We start from the raw sequence: 21,377 nt of genomic DNA, 5'->3' as shown, positions 1-21,377 counted from the left end.
AGCCGGAATCCAGGTTGCTTTAATAGTCTTATTGAAAATATGGTGAACAGTTACGCTGGTCCTTCTTCTTCTTTCCCTTCAGCCTTCCAACCTTCAGCCTTATTAATTCAGCCTTCAGCCTAAACACCTTCAGCCTGCGATCAGCCTTTGATCAGCCTGTCGATTTGAGAGGAAATCGCTCGGGATGTCTTATAATTTCTTCGGTCAGGTCAACATCTATTTCCGGCCAGTAGAAATGACCAGGAGACTGTTCCTGTACATTCAAAATATTTTTTAAAGGCTGATCTTTAAACCAGGGGAATTCTTCATAAGACATGAACAGTTCCTTATCATCTGTCAGAATCCAGATTCCATGGCTGGATACATGAGTGACCTCAATTGTGGAAGTGTTTAATCCATGCGCTGGTAAGCTCATGATAGTTCTCCTCAATTATTGATTCAATTTCTTTGAGTTCTTTTCTGGAAAAGCGGTAATTGGTGGCCAGTTCCAGCTCAGGCTTCAGCCAGAATTTAGCTTCTCCCTGAGCTGAAACAACATGAACATGCATTCTTGTTTCTTCTCTTGAGAAAAAGAAAAATCTGTATCCGTGTTTTCTAAATACTGTAGGAGTCATATTTGATGCTCGATTCTGTTCAATATTCTCAAGGATGCCTCGTTAGTAACTTACTCTTGAAACCCTGTCATAAAAAACAAGAAAGTTTGAACCGCAAAGGCGCGAAGGACTCAAAGCTAAAGATAATAAAGAAGATATTTTTTGAAAACCGGGCATCGGTTTTCAAAAAGGCTGCCTTTTCATTTGCCGCCTGCCTTGTTAAACAGACGTAGTCTCTGTCGCAGTCGGGTTTAACTGGGTTCCCCGGCAAATGAAAAAACTTCTTTCTTCCTTTGCGCCCTTTGCGTCTTGAGTGAGTCTTCGAACGGGCGGTTAAAATATCTTTTTTGGGTTGTGGCACAGCCCGCATTAGTCAACTAACATTAACCGGAAAGATTATCCAGTCTGAAATACTATGAACACCAGCAAACTAAAAGCATACGCCCCGGCAGCCAGGCGGGAGTTTATCAAGGCGGTTACTGACCGGGCCGGGATATTAGGCTTGTCCCAGGACAAAATCGAACCTGTGGAAATTCAGGGTGATGTGGCTGTTATCGCAGGCCGGCCTTTGCCCAGAGAAGTGGGAAAGACCCGTCAGCAGCTTGAAGACCTTATCAAGCGCAAAGGCTTTGACCAGGTCATGGAAGAAGCCGCCTATACCTGGTTCAACAGGTTTGTGGCCCTGCGCTATATGGAACTGCACGACTATCTTGGCCACGGTTACAGAGTGCTCAGCAATTCCGGAGATTCAGACGTACCGGAAATCCTGGAAAAGGCGGCATCCATAGATCTGCCTGGCTTGGACAGGGAAAAGGTTGCAGAACTCAGGCTGGCCGGAGACAGGGATCACGAGCTTTACCGCATGCTCATCATTGCCCAGTGCAGCGCCCTGAACAAGGTCATGCCTTTTTTGTTTGAGCGCTTCAGCAAGGTTATGGAGCTTCTTTTGCCGGATAATCTGCTTCAGACCAACTCGCCTTTGCGGACGTTGGTTAAAGAAATACCGGAAACAGACTGGCAGGAAATTGAAATAGTGGGCTGGCTGTACCAGTTTTATATTTCTGAAAAGAAGGGCCAGGTCATAGGCAAGGTGGTCAAATCAGAAGACATTCCGGCAGCCACCCAGCTCTTCACACCCAACTGGATAGTCAAGTACATGGTCCAGAACACCCTGGGCCGCAAATGGCTCATGACCTATCCGGAATCCAGCCTCAGGCACAAGATGGAGTTTTATATTGAACCGGCAGACCAGGAGCCGGAAGTCCAGGCCAGACTGGATGCAATCACGCCCAATGAGCTGAATCCTGAAGAACTTACCCTGATGGACCCGGGGTGCGGGTCAGGCCATATCCTGGCCCAAGGATATGACTTATTCAAGGAAATCTATCTGGAAAGGGGTTACCGCACCAGGGATATTCCCAGGCTGATCCTGGAGAAAAACCTGTACGGCCTGGATATTGATGACCGGGCCGCCCAGCTGTCCAGGTTTACCCTGTTCATGAAGGCCAGGGCTGATGATCGCCGTATCCTGAGCGCGGACAACCCAGTGCAGCTCAATGTCATGTCCATTCAGGAAAGTAACGGGCTGCAGGTTGATGATACGCTCAATGCGCTTTCAAGATCTGCGCAGGGAGATGGGGAAAAGGTAATTAGAGAAGAAATTGAATCCCTGCTGTGCCTGTTTGAACACGGCAAGACCTTTGGTTCACTTTTGACAGTGCCGGATGAACTTAAAACAGCTTTGCCCGGGCTGGAAAAGGCAGTAGAGGATGCCAAAGCAGGGGATATGCAGGCCATGGCAGTGGCTGAGAGGGTAGAGCCTTTGGTCAGGCAGGCCATGCTTCTGGCTGGGGAGTATGATTTTGTGGTGGCTAATCCGCCTTATATGGGGAATAAGGGGTTGAATCCCATGTTGAAGAAATTTGCCAAGGATAGTTATCCGGACAGCAAGTCAGACCTGTTTGCCATGTTTATTGATCGCAATCTTCAAATGACTCAAGAACATGGTTTTTCAGCCCTGATCACCATGCAGAGCTGGATGTTTTTGTCCAGCTTTGAAAAGCTCAGAAACAAACTTCTTGATACAGAAACGATCATCACCATGGCCCATCTTGGGGCAAGGGCCTTTGACAGTATCAGCGGAGAAGTGGTGCAGACTACGACTTTTGTACTGTTTAACGAAAGACTTGAGAAATATAAGGGAACCTATCTGCGGCTTACCGATGAAAAGTCAGAGCAAGCCAAGATTGAGACAATTAGAACAGGTGGGGCAAACCGCTTCTTTGTTTCTGCTTCAGACTTCAAAAAGATTCCCGGGAGTCCGATTGCTTATTGGGTGAGCCGAGCGCTTAGAGATACTTTTATAAAATATCCACCTATAACAAAATATGCATCCCCCAAAAAGGGAATGATGACTGGTGATAATGCCCAATTCCTTCGGATTTATTGGGAGGTTTCTCGAAATAATATTTTCTTTGGGTGTAGGTCGCATGAAGAATCGTTGAGAAGTGATCTCAAGTGGTATCCTCATAATAAAGGGGGGGAATTTAGGAAATGGTATGGAAACGAGGAATTTATTGTCAACTTCCTAAGAGATGGGGATGAGCTTAAAAGTTTTGATAAATATGGTGAGCGTAATCCAGATCTTTATTTCAAAGAAGGATTATCGTGGACAAAAATTACATCGTCAAATTTTTCTGCAAGATACTCTTGTGAAGGGCATTTATATGACGATGCAAGCTGTGTTTGTCCTGTATACAACAAACAATACTTGCCGAATGTATTGGGAGCATTAAACTCAAAAGTTGGCAACCATATAATTAAGAGCATTAGCCAAACCCTGAATTTTTCACCCGGAGAGATAGCCAAGCTTCCTTTAGTAAGAGTTGATAATATCACTTTACAAATTAAAGAGCTCATCCACAAATCCAAATCCGACTGGGACTCATACGAAACATCCTGGGACTTTACCATATTTCCCCTGCTCAACCCTGACCACAGATCCAACAACATATCCTCAACCTACTCCAATGTCCGCAATCACTGGCAGGAAATGACCAACGAAATGAAACGCTTAGAAGAAGAGAACAACCGCATCTTCATTGAAGCCTACGGCCTGCAGGATGAACTGACCCCGGATGTGCCCCTGAACGAGATCACCCTGACCTGCAATCCTCATTACCGTTATGGCGGAAGCAAATCTGAGGACGAGTTGGAGGCCATGCTGCGGGCTGATACCATGAAGGAGCTTATCTCCTATGCCATTGGCTGTATGATGGGCAGGTATTCACTTGATGAGCCGGGCCTCATCTATGCCAATAGCGCAAATGAAGGCTTTGATCCGGGCAGGTACGAGAACTTTCCTGCTGACGGGGACGGCATTCTGCCCATTATGGATGATGACTGGTTTGACGAGGATGCCACCGCCAGATTTCAGGAGTTCATTGCCGTTGCCTGGCCAAAGGAGCACTTGAAGGAAAATCTCAAATTCATTGCAGACAGCCTTGATCCAAGACAGGGGGAAACATCCATCCAGACCATCAGGAGATTTATCAGCACTTCATTTCTCAAGGACTACCATTTGCGGGTCTATAAAAAGCGCCCCATCTACTGGCTGTTTTCCAGCGGCAAAAAGCGGGCCTTTCAATGTCTGGTCTATCTGCACCGCTACAATGAAGCTACCCTGTCCAGGATGCGGGGCATGTATGTCACCCCTCTTATGGGCAAGTACAAGGCCAGGCTGGAATTTCTGGAACACGAGTTTGACAATGCCGGGACAAACACTGTCAGAAACAAGGTTAAAAAGGAAATCCAGAGCATCAAGGACAAGCTGGATGAACTGCGAAGCTTTGACGAACTCCTGCGCCACTTCGCAGACCAGCGCATATCCTTAGACCTGGATGACGGGGTCAAGGTTAATTACGGCAAGTTCGGAGGTCTATTGGCTGAGGTCAAGGCGGTGATTGGGAAGAAGGCTGAAGGTGGGAAGGCTGAAGGCTGAAGGGAAGATAGGAAGAAGGCTGAAGGCTGAAGGTTGGAAGGCTGAAGGGAAGATAGGAAGAAGTAATAAGGCTGAAGGTGTGTAGGCTGAAGGCTGAAGGGAAGAAGGAAGAATGAAAAAGGAAAAAAAGGCAGGCGAGGAGCAGAAAAGGAGTGCGATAATGGATAATGACAGCCCCTTGTCTATGGTCAAAGAGGCTGAGGCTGCTTTTTTTCAATCAGCACCATCTTGTCAAAAGAGTAAAATAGGAATAAATATTACTCATGCATGTGTTTGAGTTTGATGACCAAAAGAGTCAAGCCAACAAGAAAAAACATGGTATTGACTTTACAGAAGCTCAGGAACTCTGGAATGACACTTATCTTCTTGAAATACGGGCAAAATCTGAAGATGAGCTTAGATTTCTGGTTATAGGCCTTATCAATGAAAAACACTGGTCTGCGGTCATCACTTACAGAGATGGAAAAATCCGTTTGATCTCGGTCAGGCGAGCTCGTAAAACAGAGGTAGATCTATATGAAAGCTGAAGACTTTGATAAAAAATTTGACCAGGGCCAGGATGACATAATTGGTGATCTTGACTTGTCCACAGCGCGACGGGTCAATCTGAAGCAAAAGCGCATCAATGTTGACTTCCCGGCATGGGTGGTTGAGTCTCTGGATCGTGAGGCTGCCCGCATAGGTGTTACTCGTCAGTCAATTATTAAGGTCTGGTTAGTTGAGCGGCTGAAGGCGGAAGGCTTAAGTAATAAGGCTGAAGGGGTTGAGGCTGAAGGCTGAAGTAATAAGGCTGAAGGGGTTGAGGCTGAAGGGAAGAAGTAATAAGGCTGAAGGCTGAAGGTTGGAAGGCTGAAGGGAAGAAGGAAGAAGGCTGAAGATGGGAAGGCTTTAGAGAAAATATTGGGGGTAAAGTAAAGTGAGGGATCATACTAAACTTAGAGCTTTTGAACTGGCAGATGAGGTTGCTTTATCAATTTACAGATTGACTGCGAGTTTTCCCAGGGAAGAAATTTATTGCCTGACATCTCAAATGAGAAGGGCTGCTATCTCCGTTCCATCAAACATCGTGGAAGGCTGTGCCCGTTTTAGTCAGGCAGACTATCTCAGGTTTTTAGAAATAGCTTTTGGTTCTTTACGTGAGCTGCGGTATCAATTTTCCCTTGCTGTACGTTTAAACTATTGTGAAGAGATCATGTCTGCAGATTGCGAAAAGTTGTTGATTGAAACTGAAAAAGTACTTAACGGACTTATATGTTCGTTGAGGAAGACTAAAGGCTAGGGAATAAGGCTGAAGGTGTTTAGGCTGAAGGCTGAAGGCTGACGGCAGAGAGGAAAGGCTGAGGGAATAAGGCTGAAGGAGTTGAGGCTGAAGGCTGAAGGAAGAGGAAGAAGGCTTACTAATATTGAAGGAAAAAACTGAGCTGAACATATTCTTTGCTGGTTCGTAACTGTTCAGCAAAGTCAAATAAAAAGACATGGACCCCGGATCAAAGCCTGTCCAGGACCTTGATCCGCGATCCGGGGTGACGGTTAAAGCAGAATAGCTGCCCTTTTTCGTCATTCCGGCGAAAGCCGGAATCCAGGTTGCTATAATAGTCTTATTGAAAATATGGTGAACAGTTACGCTGGTACTTCTTCTTCCCCTTCAGCCTTCCTGCCTTCAGCCTTCAGTCTTCTTATAAGCCTTCAGCCTTCCAACCTTCAGTCTATTCACAGCCTTCCTGCCTTCAGCCTTCAGTCTTCTTATAAGCCTTCAGCCTTCTTATAAGCCTTCAGCCTAATTATTTTATCAGGTGGTATAAACATGGAACAAGCATCAAGTTTTGAAGACAATATTGAAAGCCGGTTTTTATCCCTTACCCAGGAAGAAAAAACAGCAGTCATCACTCATGGCGTGGCTCTGCGGATTTCTGACTTGAAAAATAGGCTTTTCCTGGCCGAAAGCAAGGTTCGCTCCTTTGAGGAAAAATATCAGACAACACTTGATGATCTGGAAGCCAGGGGCCTTCCTGATGATGCTGATATGGATATGCATGAGGATTACATCATGTGGCATCATTGGACTGATGAAGCCGCCAATACAAAGAATAAGCTCAAGGATTTGGAGTAAGTTAAAGTGCATTATTGCCTTTCCCTTCTTCCCTTCAGCCTTCAGCCTATTAAACTTCAGCCTTATTACTTCAGCCTTCAGCCTATTAACCTTCAGCCTTATTATCAACCTTCAGCCTAATTAAAAAATGAATACCACCCGCATAACCGACAGCCTTAACCAGCTTTTCCATGAACAGGACCAGCGTATTGTATTCTGGCATGATCCGGAGCAGGAGTTTGTGGATGTTGTCCCTGGTCTTGAACTGGGCCATGTGGACAAGATAAATCTGAAAAACTCCAGCCAGCTTGAGATCAAGGTCAGGATCGAACTTGGTGATCAAGGCCGCAAATACCTGCTTTACGCCCCGTATGCCCCGCCTGAACCGGACCAGGACTGGCTCTTGGACATTCGCATGTATAGCTATATGTTCAGTGCAGACAGGCCAAGCATGATTCTTGGGGATTTGGGGCTGGCCAATCAGTCCATGCACCAACACTTAGGCAGACGCAGAAAGTTTTTTGACAACAAAGACAGGTTTGCCCGGCTCAAAAAGCTGGTCACCCCTGATGACCGGGAGCGGGAGCTGGATATTAAAATGCTGGCTGTGCTCACCAAGGCTGACCAGGCATCCATTTTTGATATTCTCATGAATTTGTTCGGGGAGATGTACCAGGGCCGGGAATCTGACTGCCGCGGTGAGCCGGGCTCCTGGCAGGAAATCCAGAAATTCGGCCTTGATGAATTCTTCTGGGAGGAAATGGTCCGGACATTCGGCTACCGCTCTGACAAACCAGGTCTTTATGATCTGCTTATCCGCCTGCTGGTCACTGACCTGGCCGCAGGACTGCACAGGGAGCTACCCGATTCTCTGAAGCATTTTATACTTGAAGAGCAGGGACTTGCAGCCAATGTTTCAGTATTTGCCTCTCAGTGGAGATCACACCTGGGACACTTTAGAAGCTACGGACAGGCATCAGCCTGGGTTGCAACTGATCTGAACTTAGACAGCCAGCTGGGAAAATTTGATCTGCCCGACCTGGTGGACATTATGACCTTTGAACAGGTTGAGCAAAGCCTGATCCGTCTGCTGCGCACAAAAATGGTCAGTCATGCAGAGTGCAGTATTGATGAGCTTAAAAGTATTATCGCCCGCAGAAAAGACGGTCACTGGGCCAAGGTAAGCCTTGATCAGTACAGTTCTAAAGGCAATATATACTTTAGCGCCTATACAGCCCTGGAAGCAGCTCTGGACCTTACGGCTCTGCGCCGGGAATATGATCCCGGTTTTAGCTATGGATCAGCTGATGATATGTTTCATGCCTATACAGGGGAGCTTTACAGATTTGATCAGCTTTACCGGACCTTTCACGAGGCAGCTGACGAGGTGGAGCTGGCCGGGTGGGACGTGCTCAAACCTGTGCAGGAAGAGGTGGAAGCCTGCTACTGCGGCTGGTATCTGGATCAGATTTCCCTTTGCTGGGGTTCTTTCATGGACGGTGAAAAAGGTCTGCTCAATAAATGGTTTGTGAGCAAAGTGCGTGTGCAGCATCAGTTTTTTTCTGGAATAGTAAGCCCCCTCCTCAAGACTCCACGGCGCAAGGTCTTTGTAATTATCAGTGATGCCCTGCGCTTTGAAGCTGCAGAAGAACTGGTCCGGGACATGAACACCAAATCAAGGTTCAAGGCAGGGCTGGACTCCATGCTGGGTGTTCTGCCAGGCTATACCGCTCTGGGCATGGCTGCTCTTCTGCCCCGAAAGGATTATGGCTACCGGGAAGATACTGACCAGGTGCTGGTTGATGGCAGGCCCTGCGCTTCTCTGGAGCAAAGAAACGAGATTTTGTCAGAATATGAGGGTATTGCAGTCCGGGCCGAGGATCTTTTGACCATGAACAAGGACCAGGGCCGGGAATTTATCCGGCCGTGGCGGGTTATTTACATTTATCATAACCAGATTGATGCCACCGGTGACAATGCCGCATCAGAGAAAAAGACTTTTGCTGCTGTGAGGCAGACCATTGATGAGCTGTCCTCTCTAATCAAATTTATCATTAACAGCCTGAACGGCTCCAATGTCCTGGTCACTGCTGATCACGGGTTCCTTTATCAGGACAGCGCTTTGACCAGCCTGGACAAGAGCGTGAATTTTAAAAAACCTGATACAGCCATTAAGGCCAGAAAGCGCTATATAATAGGCCGCAATCTCGGCAGGAGCGATGCAGCCTGGAAGGGCAGTACGGCCAGGACTGCTGGTACAAGTGATGATATGGAGTTCTGGGTTCCCAAAGGGATGAGCAGATTTCATTTTTCCGGGGGGGCCAGGTTCACCCATGGCGGAGCAATGCCCCAGGAAATTATCCTGCCGGTTATCCGGGTCAGAGAGCTTGATACCAAAGCTGCTGAAAAAGATGCAGTTAAAAGGGTCGGGGTATCAGTGCTTGGCTCCAACCGCAGGATTGTAAATACCATCCATAAAGTGGAAATGATTCAGACCGACAAGGTATCCGAGCGTGTGCTTGCCAGAAGCCTTGCTGTCTCCGTCAGGGACGGCAGCGAGCTGATGAGCAGTGAACAGACGGTTACCTTTGATTCTGTTTCAGACTCCATGGAGGATAGAAAGAGAGTGGTCAAGCTGCTCCTGAAAAAGGGCGGTTATGACAGCACCAGGGAATATTCGCTGGTACTCAGAGATCCGGAAACAGGCATTGAGTATGAGCGAATACCGGTTTACATTGACCTGGCCTTTATTGATGATTTTTAGAACCTTATTTTGTGGAGGCGGATCATGGAAACATTAAAAGAGGAAGCTCTTCAAGTGCTTTCACACATGCCTGAATCGTCAGACATTGATGACATAATGTACAACCTTTATGTCCTGGACAAAGTTAGAAAAGGCAGACAAGCCTTTGAAAACGGAGACAGCCTGTCTGTTAATGACTTGCGAAAGGAAATTGAATTATGGTCAGATGGTCGGGTCCACTTCAGTTATTCACGGTAAGCAGGATTTAGCAAGATCAAAGCCGGATTTTTTTCAAAACAGGACATAAACAAGGTTAGCACTTACCCATGGAAAACACTACTCCCAGCTTGGACACCCTGCTCAATGAACACTTCCAGGGCAAGGTGGTCCGCAAGGACCTGACCAAACTGCTCAAGGAAGGAGCCAATGTTCCGGTATATGTTCTGGAATACCTTCTGGGCATTTACTGCGCTTCAGACGATGAAGATGTCATCCAGGACGGCATTAAAAGCGTCAAGGACATCCTGTCCCAGAATTATGTCCGCCCGGATGAAGCTGAAAAGGTCAAATCCATTATCAGGGAGCGGGGCAGCTTCAAGATTATCGACAAGGTCACGGTCACCCTTAATGAACGCCGGGACTGCTATGAGGCTTTTTTGTCCAACCTGGGAGTCCGTGGGGTTGAGATCACCACCAATATAGTCAAGGAATTTGACAAGCTGCTCATGGGCGGTATCTGGTGCATAATCTCCATTAATTATTTCTATGAGGAAGGACAGAAAGGCTCTCCCTTTTCCATAAGCGAGCTCAAGCCCATCCAGATGCCCAACATGGATATGCACACAGTTTATAATGGGCGCAAGGCATTTACTGAGGAACAGTGGTTAGACGTACTCATGCGCTCCACAGGCATTGAGCCCACAACCATGGATGGCCGGGCCAAATGGCATCTCATGGCCAGGCTGATTCCTCTTGTGGAGAACAATTTCAATATCTGCGAGCTTGGCCCCAGAGGTACAGGCAAGAGCCATGTGTATAAGGAAATCAGTCCCAACAGTATTCTGGTCTCAGGCGGGCAGACCACGGTGGCCAATCTTTTCTACAATATGAGCTCCAGCAGGGTGGGCCTGGTGGGAGTCTGGGACGTGGTGGCCTTTGATGAGGTGGCCGGGATCAGATTCAAGGACAAGGACGGGGTCCAGATCATGAAGGATTTCATGGCATCGGGATCTTTTTCCAGAGGAAGGGACTCCATAAGCGCTGATGCCTCCATGGTCTTTGTGGGCAACCTGAACCAGAGCGTGGAAAGTCTGCTTAAGACCAGCCATTTATTTGTGCCCTTTCCTGAGGCCATGATTGATACCGCTTTTTTTGACCGGATGCATTTTTATATCCCGGGCTGGGAAATCCCCAAGATGCGGCCTGAGTATTTCACCAATCTTTACGGATTGATTGTTGACTACATGGCTGAATATTTCCGGGAAATGCGCAAGACCACCTTTGCAGATGCCATAGATAAATATTTCCTCCTGGGCAATAACCTGAACCAGAGGGACACCATTGCCGTACGCAAAGGTGTGTCCGGTCTGCTCAAACTTTTGTATCCCCACGGTGAATACGACAAGGAAGCAGTGGAAAGATGTCTGAAATATGCTCTTGAATCCCGCAGAAGGGTTAAGGAACAGCTCAAAAAGCTGGGGGGCATGGAGTTTTATGACGTGCATTTCAGCTATATTGAAAAGGAAACCAGGGAGGAAAAGTTTGTCAGTGTACCTGAACAGGGCGGAAGTTCCCTCATACCTGAGGGGCCTCCCAATCCAGGAACCCTGCACACTGTTGGAGTGGGAGACAATGGCCATCTGGGTCTGTACAGGATAGAAACCCAGGTCACGTCCGGCAACGGCAAGCTGTCTATTTCAGGGGTTGGAGCAGGAAGCAAGGCCCGGGAGCCCATCAAGGTGGCCTTTGATTATTTCAAGGCTCATTCAGCAAGGATCAGTGCTGTCAGCAAGCCCGGAGAAAAAGATTTTCATCTGCATATAGTGGACATGAATAATAATGGCCCAAATCTCTCCATGACATTGCCATGCCTGCTTGCCCTGTGCTCAGGTCTAATGGCCCGGCCTGTTATGGGAAGTCTGGTGGTTGTGGGCGATATGAGTCTTGGCGGCAGCATTATCCCGGCGGACAACCTGGCCGCATGCCTGCAGGTGGCCTTTGATTCTGGAGCCAAGCGGGTTCTTATCCCCATGAGCAGTGTTGGAGATATCCCCACCATCCCCGGCGAACTCTTTGCCAAATTCCAGACCAGTTTCTATGCCGATCCTGTGGATGCTGTGTTCAAGGGGCTGGGGGTGGAGTAGGAGTGACCTACTCCAAGCCCACCAAAAAGGTAGCAGTGCCTTGCGCTCCACCTTCCAGCCGGAAACTGGTTTCAGTTGTTCAGCTTCAGGTCCGGCACAGATATTATCCCGCTCACCTCCCCGGAAAGAGGATATCAACTTTTCTGCTCAAAAAGATGAAATATATGCAAACAATCATTTAAGCAAAAGGTCTGCTTCTTTATAAACATCGTCACATGCTTGCCACTGGGTGGCAGCTCTTGGAAAAAAAAATGGGTTCACTCCACTTTTTTTGCCATAAAATTGTTGATCTCCAGTCTGCTCCCTGACAACGTTACAATCGAATTTTGCCGGTGCATTTTCGTCTGCTGCATGAGTACATTCGTAAGTGATCGTAGCTTGAGGATCATTTGCTGATGTGAAAGTCACGCTAATCTGGTGCCATTCTCCAAATATAAAAAGTCTCTCCACCTCTACTGAGCAATGAATTGTCTGGTGGTAATTTGTCCAATGATGTGCATGTGCTGGCTTAAAGAAAACAAAAAGAGAAAGTGCGAACATAATTGAAGTAATAGCATAAGGAAAACAAAAGTGATTTTTGATTATTCTGTCCATAATTTCCTCAGTATGTATTGAAAGTTAAGTTCTGTGTTATGCTATGCGTTTTTGAATGATTTGTTTGTAACATGCCTTGTCCGTTAATTTCATCTGTCCAGCACCGCTGTCTCACCGGTATCCACTCACCATCAGGCAAAGGCCGCATCAAACATGACCATTTCGGTCAGGCAGATTACTAAGGCGGGCTTTGCCCACAACCCAATTTAAACAAGGATCGTTAAGTAGGGGCGATAACCTTACTTTTCAGACTGAAGGCTGAAGAATAAGGTTACTAAGCATTATAGCTCTTTCAAGGTTAAAAAACTTTCATGTTTTTTCCTAAGGATTGAAACGGTAAGTTACTAAAGCCAGAGCTGCTGTTCCAAAAAACTTTCTCGACATTTTTCTCATGATATACCTCTGTGATTGGGTGGGGTTGAAGGACCAAATAATACAAACTTCCTAAGCACCTCACCGTCCAGCACGGACCGGCTACACGTGGCAGGCGAAGGTCTTGACGTCGGATGTAATTTTAGGGGTTCGTTATGAATTGTCGGAGATTATTCCCTGCAGACGTCATGAAAGCACTCAGTCCAAATATTTTTGGTCCACGTCTTCATGATGGTTCTCCTTTCAGTTTAGTCACGGATTTTATTGAAAAAATTACGGCAATATACGTACACCCCGGTAATGGGGGCGGACCAGCCACACGTAGTTGTGGTTGGTCTTGCTGCGGACGGACACTTTTCCGAAGCCCATGTATACGCCCCACGCGTCGGCCCTGTCGTCCGCGAAGGTCGTGCTGGACCAGTACCAGGACTGTCCCCCGGTAAAGGGATGTCCGCCTAGAATTGCATGGTATAATGACATAAGCTCATCCTTGCTCGGCAACCGCCAGCCGTCAATACCGGCGGTTTTGAAAGAGCCACATCTCGCCATGGCGTCATACCAACTCAAGGGGCCCAACGGGTTAGCATCCTTGGTCCACATCAGCCCCGTCACCGTGTCCGTCACAGTCCCGTTCCCATTGTCAACGAGCCGCTGGGCCAGGGCTTCGCTGGTCATGACCAGTCCGGTCAAGCAGAGCATCAAGGCCAGAGCCGCTGTTCCGAAAAGCTTTCTCCACAATTTTTTCATAACGTTTCTCCGTGGTTGAGTGTTGATATTTTTCAACTATTAAGCACTATCTATGCCATACAATAAAACCATTAAATATCAGTATATTATCAGTATTGCCAGCAAGGATGACTCTTAATTTGGCGCCAATAAGGTTGGCAGTAGTTGGCAGTAAATTTGTTGATGATTCAGTTTGCTGTGCTTCGAGAGGAGATGAGGGTGTTTCTCCCTTGACTTAACATTTTAACCAGCTTTGGAAAGATATAGCAAGAATTTCATTGTAGCCGGAATGGAGGTGAAGGCCGTCGTGGCTGCATTTGATCAGGTTGACTTGAGTTGCCTGGTTGAGGATATATGGAACAGCCTCAGTGAAAGACGCGCCGGCCACTCTCTCTATGATCTGCAGAGATGCAAGCATGATAAGCAGTTGTTCCAGAAGTTCACTGCCTGCCTTGATGGCCTGAAGAAGGCTGCATAAAGACTTACAAGTAACTATAATCGTTTTGCTAATAAAATCAGAGTATTATGATTTTACCATACAGATTGCTTCGGTCGCTTAGGCTCCCTCGTGGGTGACAGGTTTTCAGCAACCACATCCCTGACAGCTCAGGTGTCATTGCGAGCGAGTCTTCGAGCGCGGCAATCTCTAACGTGTTGAGCCTGTTTCAAGTTTTTACGATTTTTACATATGATTGATGCACATTTGCCAGAAAAGTTCCGTCAAAGATGGGAACTTTGAGCCTGGCACAGCTTCCTGCCCGGAGGGGGACTGTCCCTCGCTGTGTAGATTTTTTCATCAAAGCAAATTTCTCCCAGGAACCAATGCAGCATCAATCTTTTTTATAGTACCTCGCGGGGACTGTCCCAATTTTCAAATACGGGACTGTTTTTCAATGTGGAGGCGGCTTCCAGCCGCCTGGAATTAAATAGCCTGCAGGATGCAGGCTCCACTTTAAAGACAGTTACTCGCAGGTTCGGTCCCGGGCCGCCCCAGGGGAACAAATATGTGACAGTTCTTCAAGGTGGAGGCGGCTTCCAGCCGCCTGGAATTAAATAGCCTGCAGGATGCAGGCTCCACTTTAAAGACAGTTACTCACACGTTCGGTCCCGGGCCGCCCGGGTGAGGAGCTTACAAGTAACTGGAATCGTTTTGCTAACAAAATCAGACGGTTACAATTCTCATATTTTTACGATTTTTGCTTATGATTGATGCACATTTGCCTGAAAAATAGAAATCAAAGAACCTGTCCCCAATCTCATTCACAACAACTGAGAACTGAGGATTAACCAGCTTAAATCAAGGTCCGGGTATCTCATTGAATATCAGGGCAGGCAGGTTGGCGATCTGGGCAAAGGATTATCCAGCGTAGCAGAAAAGGTGGGGATTAAGTATCCGGTCTGTATGTATGATATCCGCCACTTATGGATAACCACTGCTGTAAACAATGGCCTTGAGCCTTCCACAATTGCAGACATGGCAGGGACAAGCGTAAAAATGATACTTGCTAATTATTACGAACATCACTCCGCAGAGCGGTCACGGGCGGTTGAGATTATGCCACAACTAAATTCAAATGTTGTGAAACCTGTTGTGAAAAAAGAAAAAGGGCTTGCAAGTAAATAGCCTGCAAGCCCTTATGGATATTTGGTGGAGCTGAGGAGAATTGAACTCCTGACCTCTTGAATGCCATTCAAGCGCTCTCCCAACTGAGCTACAGCCCCTGATCAGCTGGAAAAAATGTTTAATAGTATAATCAGGGTTTGTCAACATAAAAAAAGCTGCATCAGGGAATTTACTGGTAATCTCTGACGCATTGACCGGATGCACGTAAGCCTGTCAGCCAACATGCTGATCATTTTAATTCAGCTTGGATGTTATGTTGTTGTTGATCCAGCTGCCGTCCCACCATTCTATCGGGTTAACGGAAATGCCCGAAATAAGGACTTCAAAATGCAGATGATCACCCACGGCAAGTCCTGTTGTGCCGGTACGGCCAATAGAGTCGCCCCTGTTGACCGTTTGCCCTTCATGAACATCTATGCTGCTTAAGTGCGCATACAGGGTCTGAAGCCCTAAACCATGGTCTATGACTACTGTTTGTCCGTAAATACCTATGGGGCCGGCAAAGACCACCTGGCCTTTATTAGCAGCTGGAATGGGCGCCTGTGCAACTGAAGCCAGATCGACTCCGAGGTGAACCTGCCGATCTATCTCCCGGTCCTGATAAAAGTATGTTCTTCGATCTGCAAAGCCAGCCATTTGAGCAGAGTTGGGCTTACGCATGAATACACCGTCAAAGTCGAGGATGGGTGATGTTCTTGTAGCAATCTCTTCTATTTTGCGGCGATTGTCCTCACGCATTTCTCTATTGACTCGCAAAAAGATTCCAAATGGATCATGTTCCTGGGGAAAGTCAGTTTCAAACTGGGGCATCTGGGAACGCAGGAAGTTGTCGCCAATATTGAGGCGGTCGTCGCGGAAACTTCTGGCATTGACGTGATAGTTGAACCCTGAGATCTGCTCGTTGCCGGCAATATCTATCGCCATGATCCTGGGAACATCGTTGGCAGGATCAGCGTCATGGGGAAATGCAAACATGCAATGATAGGTTCCGTCAGGCTGCTGGAAAGCAGGGAAAAAATAATCGCCCAGGACCACACCTGTTTTAACCACATCCTTAGAAAGGCTATACATAATCAGCCCGGAACCTCCCTGGTTCAGGTTGTGGACATTGGTCAACACTGAGATGGATGGTGGCCGGGTGTCATAGACCATGCTGCGTTTAAATTTAGTAACATTTCCCTTGCCCCAATTGACGATAGATCTGTCCCGGGCAATGACCTCCACCTGAAATTGCCCCTGACTTAAGTCAGCAAGGTCAATTTTTTTCTCAAAAGACTGCAGGGCACTGTCAAAATCATGGATATTCTCACCATGGACCTCACCATTTTGAATGATTCTGACAGTGACTTCCTTAAGACCTCGTCCAAGATCCTGGGCTTGAACAGTCAGAGGCTGACGTCCATTAGTATAAGTTATTTCAGGCTGCATTGTGATAACAGGTTCTATTTTGTCTGCAAACTTGAAATAAGTATAACCGCCTCCAATCAGAACTAACAAAGCAATTAGAATGTAAAAGCTTTTCTTAAATCGGTATTTCATAACATCTCCATACTGCCGACTGCCATGGGTCGGAATCTAAGTTATAGTAACAGTGTTGTTTGCAACGGATATCTGTCGATTGGTAACAGTTTAGCCATTTGCATGTGGCACGGCTTCCTGCCCGGAGGCATACAGCCCGGAGGGGGACTGGGGTGCCTGTCCCCTGCTTTCCTTAGAAAAGGGCTAAACTATTACGTCGATTGTTGTTTGTACACTCAAGAAGAAGGCAACAGCTCTGCAGCCTCCAGTAATTGCTTTACTCCTGCAGTGACTGCCATAAACATTTTGGAACCGGCCATGGAAACCGCAAGGTCATCCTGCGAGTTGCAATGCCTGGCAAATTCAAAGCCAATGGCCAGGGCTGGTTTATCATCATTAGACCTGGACATGGACAGAACATAGCTGTCTAACCTTGACTTGAGGGTCTGGAAAAAATTTATGTTTTTGCCAATGAGAAGTCCAGTTGCCTGGGATAATCCATCGGAAACATCATGTATATTTTTCCAGAAAGGCTCGAGAACTAAGTCCTTGGCCGGGTTGTCCTGAAGGTAGTAGGAGATACTCCACCCAGCAGTTACAATTTTTAAAATATTCAGTTCATACTCAAGCTTGTTCTTGTCAAGCTCTGTTGATTCAGGAAAAGTATCAACCATCCATTTGATATCTTCACGGTCCAGAGCATAACTGCAGAGTTCCTGGACCATAACTTCCATTTTTTCCTGTGACATAAGAAATCCCGGATAATTTCAGTTGTTGAGAATCAGTAGGCTAAAGATTTGGCAATGTTAAAACAAATATCATGTCAGTAAATGATAGCGCCCCTCTATGATGGCTGCAACAAAAAGCAGAGGTACGACGACAAAAAAGTAGGCATAATTGGCTTTTTTCCAGAGCTGCCACCAGGTTAGGGTGGTGCCGGTAAACATTCCACCCATTCCTCGCCACATGCCCACGCCAAAGGCAATGAACATGGCAGGCCATTCAAACATGCCATGGGGTACAAGCATTACAGCCAGTTGCATCCATGATACCTCGGGCAGCCATCCTGCAAACCAGCCCAGAAGGAGACCGTTGAATGCAGCCAGGATCATGGGAATGATCCCGAATAATGTCACAAAACACATGGCAAGGTAAGATGCCACCAGATTATGCATAAAAATACGCGTGGAAAACTCAATAAAGTTTAAATCCTGGAATCGTTTGGCGAGTTCCATAAATTGATCTTCCATAAATTGGAGTTCGCCGGGATAAACCCAACCAGCCACAGCAGCGGCACAGTATACTAATACTGCTGAAAGAATAAACGGCCGGGCAGCACGTATGGTTTGCAAAGCCTCATTAAGCATGGGAAAAAATCTGTTGTCAGGAAGGGGCATAATTATAGAAAATCACGTAATTTTTGGACAGGTTCGGCTTGAGGCTTTGCAAAGTAATAACCCTGGACCAAATCAACATTGCAGGTAAGAATGAAGTCAAGTTCATCTTTGGTTTCGACTCCTTCAGCCAGAACTTTGATGCCATTATCTGAAGATGCATTGGACAGGGCTTTGAAAATAGACTGCTTAAGAGTGTTTTGGTGTATATCGCGAATGATTGCTGCGTCTATTTTGATGTAATCCGGCATTATTTCCGTGAGCAGCCTCAGGCTGGAGTATCCGCTGCCCATATCATCCAGAGCGGTTTTCATCCCTTGTTCCTTGTAATATTTTAAGATACCCTTGAGGTGCTTTGTATCTCTGACAGATTCAGTTTCCACAACTTCAAATACTATTCTATTGGGATCAATGTCCAGATTTTTCATGACTGCGAAAGTTTTTTTCAGACAGTTGGACGGTTCATAAATAGTTGTGGGAATAAAGTTGATAAAAAGATGTCCCATGGCTTTGGAATTTTGGGCTGTGGTCAGGGCAGTTTCTCTGGCCTGTCGATCTAACCGGTGCAGTATTTCCGAGTCTCTTGCTTTATTTAAAAGGTATCCGGGCGAAATTATTTCTCCTTTATTGCCCAGCCCCCTGAGCAGACACTCATGCCCAAAAATGCTCTGCTTTCTGATGTCTACTATGGGTTGGAAAAAAGTTGTCAGCCTGTTTTCTTCAAGAATTTCCAACAGATCTGCTGCATCAAGGACACGGGCATAGTTGAGTATGCTTTGTATACTTGCAAGATGAGCAGGATCAATACGGTCTCCCTTTTCGAGAAATACAAACTTGATAGCCTGTTTTTCAGGGTCGGATATCTCCGGAGACAGACAGAAAGTTTTGAGAAAGTCATGAGTTGAAAGGGTTCGCACAATGACACCGCCTGGGATATCTTCCCAGAGCAGGAGTTTTTGCTCACAATGCTTACGAACATGATGTAAAAGGTCCACAGCCCGACAGAAAAATATGAGCGTACCTTTTCCACATATGATTTCCGGATTTTTTTCACAAATGCACTTCATGGTTATCAGCAAGCGCTCCTGGATTTTTTATAATGAGACATTGTATAGTGGTGTATGATGGACAATTAACTCCAGCCATACATGTAAAATAATACCTGACAGTTTAGTAGCTTACCGCTTCAATCCTTAGAAAAAAAGAAAGTTTTTCAACCATGAAAGAGCAAAAATGCCCAGTAAACATATTCTTCAGTCTTCAGTCTTCAGCCTGAAAAAACTGGGCTGTGCGTAAAGCCTGCTTAGAATATCCTGGTTGCTATCCATGTACCGGCCACAAACGTGCCAAGAGAACTGCCGAGATTGGCCAATACCACAACAAGCAAAATTCTGCAAATAGGATTGAGCCAGAATCCTTTGAGTGTAGTCAGAGCCTTGGGCAGATTTTCCAGATCCTTGACAATGGGTTTTTTAACCCATGCCTGCACCAGACCTGCTATCCAGCCTGCTGCCATTGTAGGGTTGAGGCTTGTTATGGGTGCGGCCAGAAAAGCACTCAGAATGGTCAGGGGATGGGCCATGGCCAAGGTTACACCTATAGCGGAAAAAATCCCATTGACCAGAACCCAGATATAAATGGACTGAACTGAGTGAGCTGTACCCTGAGTCAGAAAACCTATCAGCAAAAGAGCTGCAATGAGGATGGGAATGCCCCATTTGATAAAAGTGGGCCAGACAGCAGGCGGGGGTGCCGCTGTCAGAGGGGCTGGATCAATGTTCTGGCTCAGATATTTGACAATTCCCGGCACATGGGCCGCGCCAACAATAGCTAACGTTTTATGCCCCTGACTTGTGGATATTTTATGGGCCAGATACTGGTCTCGCTCATCAACAAGAGTTTTTTGAACCTGGGGAAAAGACTTGGCAAATTCATCCATGACCATTTGCAGCTGATCTTTATTTTTAAGTTTTTCAATATCTTCTTTTTCAATATTGCCCTGGAACATCATGCTTAGAAAAAGGTGGCTTAGAAGTTTAAATTTGGACCAGATAGACAAGGAAGACCAGATGCGTTTTAATGTTATGTTGACGTCGCGGTCTGCCAGGACCAGGCGTGCTCCGGTATTTTCCGCCTGATTGACGCCTTCCAGCATTTCAGCTCCAGGTTTAACCCCGAGCTTTTCCCCAATTTTTCGGTAAAATGTACTCAGCCCAAGCTGGGCCAGAAGAAAGAGGGCTTTGTTTTCTTTAACTACACGGTAAATATCCATTTTTTGCCAGGCGTCTTCTTGAACCAGCACCTGATATCTTGAAGGGCAGAGTTCAACGCAGATGGCATCGGGCTGCAGGTCATGCACCGCGTTTTTGACATCCTCTACACTTTGTTTTGAAACATGGGCTGTGCCCAGGAGATAGATGTCTTTGTCATTTAGTTTAACATGGGTCAGATTTTCTGAATTTAATTGATGATTATTATCCATTGGTTGAATGCCTGAGTTTAGGGATTGACTTTAAGGATTGACAGAGAATAACGTTGCCACCAGAGATGCAAGTTCATAATGCTTAAGGCTGTAAACCTCAAGGAATATCTATTCAAAAGCAGGTTTTAACTGAAAGTAGAATAGAGTGGTGAACAGATATCTGTTTGTTTTCTTAAACATTTGATAAAAAAAGATAAGCTCCTGCTGTTGAATTAAAACGTGCATTCTGAAGGAGAATTATGAATCGTTTACGCTATGAACAGACTCTTCCCATATCATTAGATCAGGCATGGAACTTTTTTTCCATGCCGGAAAACCTATGCCGCATCACTCCTGACTGGATGTGTTTTGACATTAAGCATAAAGATGCAGAGCATATGTATCCTGGGATGATAATTGAATACAGCATCAAGGCGGTGGCCGGGATACCCATGAGCTGGATCACAGAAATCACTCATGTAGAAAAACCGTATTTTTTTGTAGACGAACAAAGACAGGGCCCTTATCGCTTCTGGCACCATCAGCATCATTTCAGACAGACTGATGCAGGGGTTGAGGTTACCGATACCGTTCATTATTCTTTATACTTCGGTATGCTGGCTGAGCCAGTGCGAAGATTACTTGTCCTGCCGAAACTCAAAGAGATTTTTTCTTTTCGCAGAGATGCCCTGGAAAGGATTTTTTCCAGCAGGTCGTATTGACTATGTTTGAAACAGGGTTTAATTTTATATGATTGGAGGCTGAAGACTGAAGAATAAAGGCTGGAGGCTGGAGGCTGAAGGCTGAAGAATAAAGGCTGGAGGCTGAAGGCTGAAGGCTGAAGGCTGAAGGCTGAAGACTGAAGATTGAAGAATAAAGGCTGAAGGCTGAAGGCTGAAG

At 46.3% G+C, this 21,377-nt stretch carries 21 protein-coding genes and 1 tRNA gene; 12 read left to right on the top strand and 10 right to left on the bottom strand.

The window, feature by feature from the left end:
* Positions 1-151: 151 nt before the first annotated feature.
* Together LZ23_RS23770 and LZ23_RS21235 are read right to left on the bottom strand one after the other, a co-directional pair.
* The gene (locus LZ23_RS23770; protein WP_084591183.1) at positions 152-415 is read right to left on the bottom strand and encodes a DUF2442 domain-containing protein; all 264 of its coding nucleotides are present in this window, start codon (positions 413-415) and stop codon (positions 152-154) included.
* Positions 375-614, bottom strand: a complete 240-nt coding sequence (locus LZ23_RS21235; protein WP_045217483.1) for a DUF4160 domain-containing protein — start codon at positions 612-614, stop codon at positions 375-377. Before LZ23_RS21235 ends, LZ23_RS23770 begins: the two co-directional genes overlap by 41 nt.
* Positions 615-1,008: 394 nt before the next feature.
* Between LZ23_RS21235 and pglX the strand changes: the two genes are divergently transcribed.
* From pglX to brxL, 9 genes are all read left to right on the top strand, one after another.
* Positions 1,009-4,593 (top strand): BREX-1 system adenine-specific DNA-methyltransferase PglX, encoded by a 3,585-nt coding sequence (pglX, locus tag LZ23_RS21225; RefSeq protein ID WP_045217480.1) that lies wholly within the window; start codon positions 1,009-1,011, stop codon positions 4,591-4,593.
* Positions 4,594-4,705: 112 nt separating this feature from the next.
* Positions 4,706-4,870, top strand: coding sequence for a hypothetical protein (locus tag LZ23_RS24415; protein ID WP_157493412.1), 165 nt, complete (start codon positions 4,706-4,708; stop codon positions 4,868-4,870).
* Complete coding sequence (locus tag LZ23_RS21220) at positions 4,857-5,120, top strand: BrnT family toxin (RefSeq protein ID WP_045217478.1); 264 nt, start codon at positions 4,857-4,859, stop codon at positions 5,118-5,120. Before LZ23_RS24415 ends, LZ23_RS21220 begins: the two co-directional genes overlap by 14 nt.
* The gene (brnA, locus tag LZ23_RS21215; protein ID WP_045217476.1) at positions 5,110-5,373 is read left to right on the top strand and encodes a type II toxin-antitoxin system BrnA family antitoxin; all 264 of its coding nucleotides are present in this window, start codon (positions 5,110-5,112) and stop codon (positions 5,371-5,373) included. Before LZ23_RS21220 ends, brnA begins: the two co-directional genes overlap by 11 nt.
* Positions 5,374-5,509: 136 nt before the next feature.
* Positions 5,510-5,872 (top strand): four helix bundle protein, encoded by a 363-nt coding sequence (locus LZ23_RS23765; RefSeq protein ID WP_084591182.1) that lies wholly within the window; start codon positions 5,510-5,512, stop codon positions 5,870-5,872.
* A 525-nt stretch (positions 5,873-6,397) separates the two neighbouring features.
* A complete protein-coding gene (locus LZ23_RS21205) occupies positions 6,398-6,703 on the top strand; it encodes a hypothetical protein (protein WP_045217473.1) in 306 nt (101 codons plus the stop codon).
* Between the two features lie 127 nt (positions 6,704-6,830).
* Complete coding sequence (gene pglZ / locus LZ23_RS21200; RefSeq protein ID WP_045217472.1) at positions 6,831-9,446, top strand: BREX-1 system phosphatase PglZ type A; 2,616 nt, start codon at positions 6,831-6,833, stop codon at positions 9,444-9,446.
* Positions 9,447-9,470: 24 nt separating this feature from the next.
* Positions 9,471-9,683, top strand: coding sequence for a hypothetical protein (locus LZ23_RS21195; protein WP_045217470.1), 213 nt, complete (start codon positions 9,471-9,473; stop codon positions 9,681-9,683).
* Between the two features lie 68 nt (positions 9,684-9,751).
* On the top strand, positions 9,752-11,788 hold the full coding sequence (brxL, locus tag LZ23_RS21190; RefSeq protein ID WP_045217468.1) for a protease Lon-related BREX system protein BrxL: 2,037 nt from the start codon (positions 9,752-9,754) through the stop codon (positions 11,786-11,788).
* 174 nt (positions 11,789-11,962) lie between these two features.
* Here the strand turns inward: brxL and LZ23_RS21180 are convergent, their stop codons facing one another.
* Complete coding sequence (locus LZ23_RS21180; protein ID WP_045217464.1) at positions 11,963-12,382, bottom strand: hypothetical protein; 420 nt, start codon at positions 12,380-12,382, stop codon at positions 11,963-11,965.
* A 645-nt stretch (positions 12,383-13,027) separates the two neighbouring features.
* Positions 13,028-13,501: an Lcl C-terminal domain-containing protein gene (locus LZ23_RS21175; RefSeq protein WP_045217462.1), complete on the bottom strand. Its 474-nt coding sequence runs from the start codon at positions 13,499-13,501 to the stop codon at positions 13,028-13,030.
* A 286-nt stretch (positions 13,502-13,787) separates the two neighbouring features.
* On the opposite strand from LZ23_RS21175, the gene LZ23_RS21170 reads away from it, so the two are divergent.
* Entirely contained in the window at positions 13,788-13,958 is a 171-nt protein-coding gene (locus tag LZ23_RS21170) for a hypothetical protein (RefSeq protein ID WP_157493409.1), read from the top strand.
* Positions 13,959-14,882: 924 nt separating this feature from the next.
* Positions 14,883-15,104 carry a site-specific integrase gene (locus LZ23_RS21165; RefSeq protein WP_045217459.1) on the top strand — a complete coding sequence of 74 codons (222 nt, stop codon included), beginning with the start codon at positions 14,883-14,885 and terminating at the stop codon, positions 15,102-15,104.
* Between the two features lie 22 nt (positions 15,105-15,126).
* On the opposite strand, the gene LZ23_RS21160 is transcribed toward LZ23_RS21165, so the two are convergent.
* The 6 genes from LZ23_RS21160 to LZ23_RS21135 all read right to left on the bottom strand — a co-directional run bounded on the left by LZ23_RS21160 (position 15,127) and on the right by LZ23_RS21135 (position 20,498).
* Positions 15,127-15,202: transfer RNA gene (locus tag LZ23_RS21160), tRNA-Ala, on the bottom strand.
* Positions 15,203-15,338: 136 nt separating this feature from the next.
* Complete coding sequence (locus tag LZ23_RS21155; protein WP_045217456.1) at positions 15,339-16,643, bottom strand: M23 family metallopeptidase; 1,305 nt, start codon at positions 16,641-16,643, stop codon at positions 15,339-15,341.
* Positions 16,644-16,858: 215 nt separating this feature from the next.
* A complete protein-coding gene (locus LZ23_RS21150) occupies positions 16,859-17,371 on the bottom strand; it encodes a hypothetical protein (protein WP_045217454.1) in 513 nt (170 codons plus the stop codon).
* Positions 17,372-17,440: 69 nt separating this feature from the next.
* Positions 17,441-18,019 (bottom strand): stage II sporulation protein M, encoded by a 579-nt coding sequence (locus tag LZ23_RS21145; RefSeq protein ID WP_045217453.1) that lies wholly within the window; start codon positions 18,017-18,019, stop codon positions 17,441-17,443.
* A gap of 2 nt (positions 18,020-18,021) precedes the next feature.
* Entirely contained in the window at positions 18,022-19,083 is a 1,062-nt protein-coding gene (locus LZ23_RS21140; RefSeq protein ID WP_052507591.1) for an EAL domain-containing protein, read from the bottom strand.
* 236 nt (positions 19,084-19,319) lie between these two features.
* Positions 19,320-20,498: a TraB/GumN family protein gene (locus LZ23_RS21135; RefSeq protein ID WP_045217451.1), complete on the bottom strand. Its 1,179-nt coding sequence runs from the start codon at positions 20,496-20,498 to the stop codon at positions 19,320-19,322.
* Positions 20,499-20,737: 239 nt separating this feature from the next.
* On the opposite strand from LZ23_RS21135, the gene LZ23_RS21130 reads away from it, so the two are divergent.
* The gene (locus tag LZ23_RS21130) at positions 20,738-21,199 is read left to right on the top strand and encodes an SRPBCC family protein (protein ID WP_045217450.1); all 462 of its coding nucleotides are present in this window, start codon (positions 20,738-20,740) and stop codon (positions 21,197-21,199) included.
* Positions 21,200-21,377: the final 178 nt, after the last annotated feature.

Origin of the sequence: Desulfonatronovibrio magnus, assembly GCF_000934755.1 — a bacterium.
Lineage (GTDB): Bacteria > Desulfobacterota > Desulfovibrionia > Desulfovibrionales > Desulfonatronovibrionaceae > Desulfonatronovibrio > Desulfonatronovibrio magnus.
The sequence above is the reverse complement of the archived record's forward strand: the minus strand, read 5'-3'. Positions and strand labels throughout refer to the sequence as shown.

What these genes read in the sequence shown, in the direction of transcription:
- LZ23_RS23770 (WP_084591183.1), bottom strand. Translation starts at nt 415, where the DNA reads ATGAGCTTACCAGCGCATGGATTAAACACTTCCACAATTGAGGTCACT.
- LZ23_RS21235 (WP_045217483.1), bottom strand. Translation starts at nt 614, where the DNA reads ATGACTCCTACAGTATTTAGAAAACACGGATACAGATTTTTCTTTTTC.
- LZ23_RS21145 (WP_045217453.1), bottom strand. Translation starts at nt 18,019, where the DNA reads ATGCCCCTTCCTGACAACAGATTTTTTCCCATGCTTAATGAGGCTTTG.
- LZ23_RS24415 (WP_157493412.1), top strand. Translation starts at nt 4,706, where the DNA reads ATGAAAAAGGAAAAAAAGGCAGGCGAGGAGCAGAAAAGGAGTGCGATA.
- LZ23_RS21180 (WP_045217464.1), bottom strand. Translation starts at nt 12,382, where the DNA reads ATGGACAGAATAATCAAAAATCACTTTTGTTTTCCTTATGCTATTACT.
- brxL (WP_045217468.1), top strand. Translation starts at nt 9,752, where the DNA reads ATGGAAAACACTACTCCCAGCTTGGACACCCTGCTCAATGAACACTTC.
- LZ23_RS21205 (WP_045217473.1), top strand. Translation starts at nt 6,398, where the DNA reads ATGGAACAAGCATCAAGTTTTGAAGACAATATTGAAAGCCGGTTTTTA.
- LZ23_RS21150 (WP_045217454.1), bottom strand. Translation starts at nt 17,371, where the DNA reads ATGTCACAGGAAAAAATGGAAGTTATGGTCCAGGAACTCTGCAGTTAT.
- pglX (WP_045217480.1), top strand. Translation starts at nt 1,009, where the DNA reads ATGAACACCAGCAAACTAAAAGCATACGCCCCGGCAGCCAGGCGGGAG.
- LZ23_RS21130 (WP_045217450.1), top strand. Translation starts at nt 20,738, where the DNA reads ATGAATCGTTTACGCTATGAACAGACTCTTCCCATATCATTAGATCAG.
- LZ23_RS21135 (WP_045217451.1), bottom strand. Translation starts at nt 20,498, where the DNA reads ATGGATAATAATCATCAATTAAATTCAGAAAATCTGACCCATGTTAAA.
- LZ23_RS21220 (WP_045217478.1), top strand. Translation starts at nt 4,857, where the DNA reads ATGCATGTGTTTGAGTTTGATGACCAAAAGAGTCAAGCCAACAAGAAA.
- LZ23_RS21195 (WP_045217470.1), top strand. Translation starts at nt 9,471, where the DNA reads ATGGAAACATTAAAAGAGGAAGCTCTTCAAGTGCTTTCACACATGCCT.
- pglZ (WP_045217472.1), top strand. Translation starts at nt 6,831, where the DNA reads ATGAATACCACCCGCATAACCGACAGCCTTAACCAGCTTTTCCATGAA.
- LZ23_RS21175 (WP_045217462.1), bottom strand. Translation starts at nt 13,501, where the DNA reads ATGAAAAAATTGTGGAGAAAGCTTTTCGGAACAGCGGCTCTGGCCTTG.
- brnA (WP_045217476.1), top strand. Translation starts at nt 5,110, where the DNA reads ATGAAAGCTGAAGACTTTGATAAAAAATTTGACCAGGGCCAGGATGAC.
- LZ23_RS21165 (WP_045217459.1), top strand. Translation starts at nt 14,883, where the DNA reads ATGTATGATATCCGCCACTTATGGATAACCACTGCTGTAAACAATGGC.
- LZ23_RS21155 (WP_045217456.1), bottom strand. Translation starts at nt 16,643, where the DNA reads ATGAAATACCGATTTAAGAAAAGCTTTTACATTCTAATTGCTTTGTTA.
- LZ23_RS21140 (WP_052507591.1), bottom strand. Translation starts at nt 19,083, where the DNA reads ATGAAGTGCATTTGTGAAAAAAATCCGGAAATCATATGTGGAAAAGGT.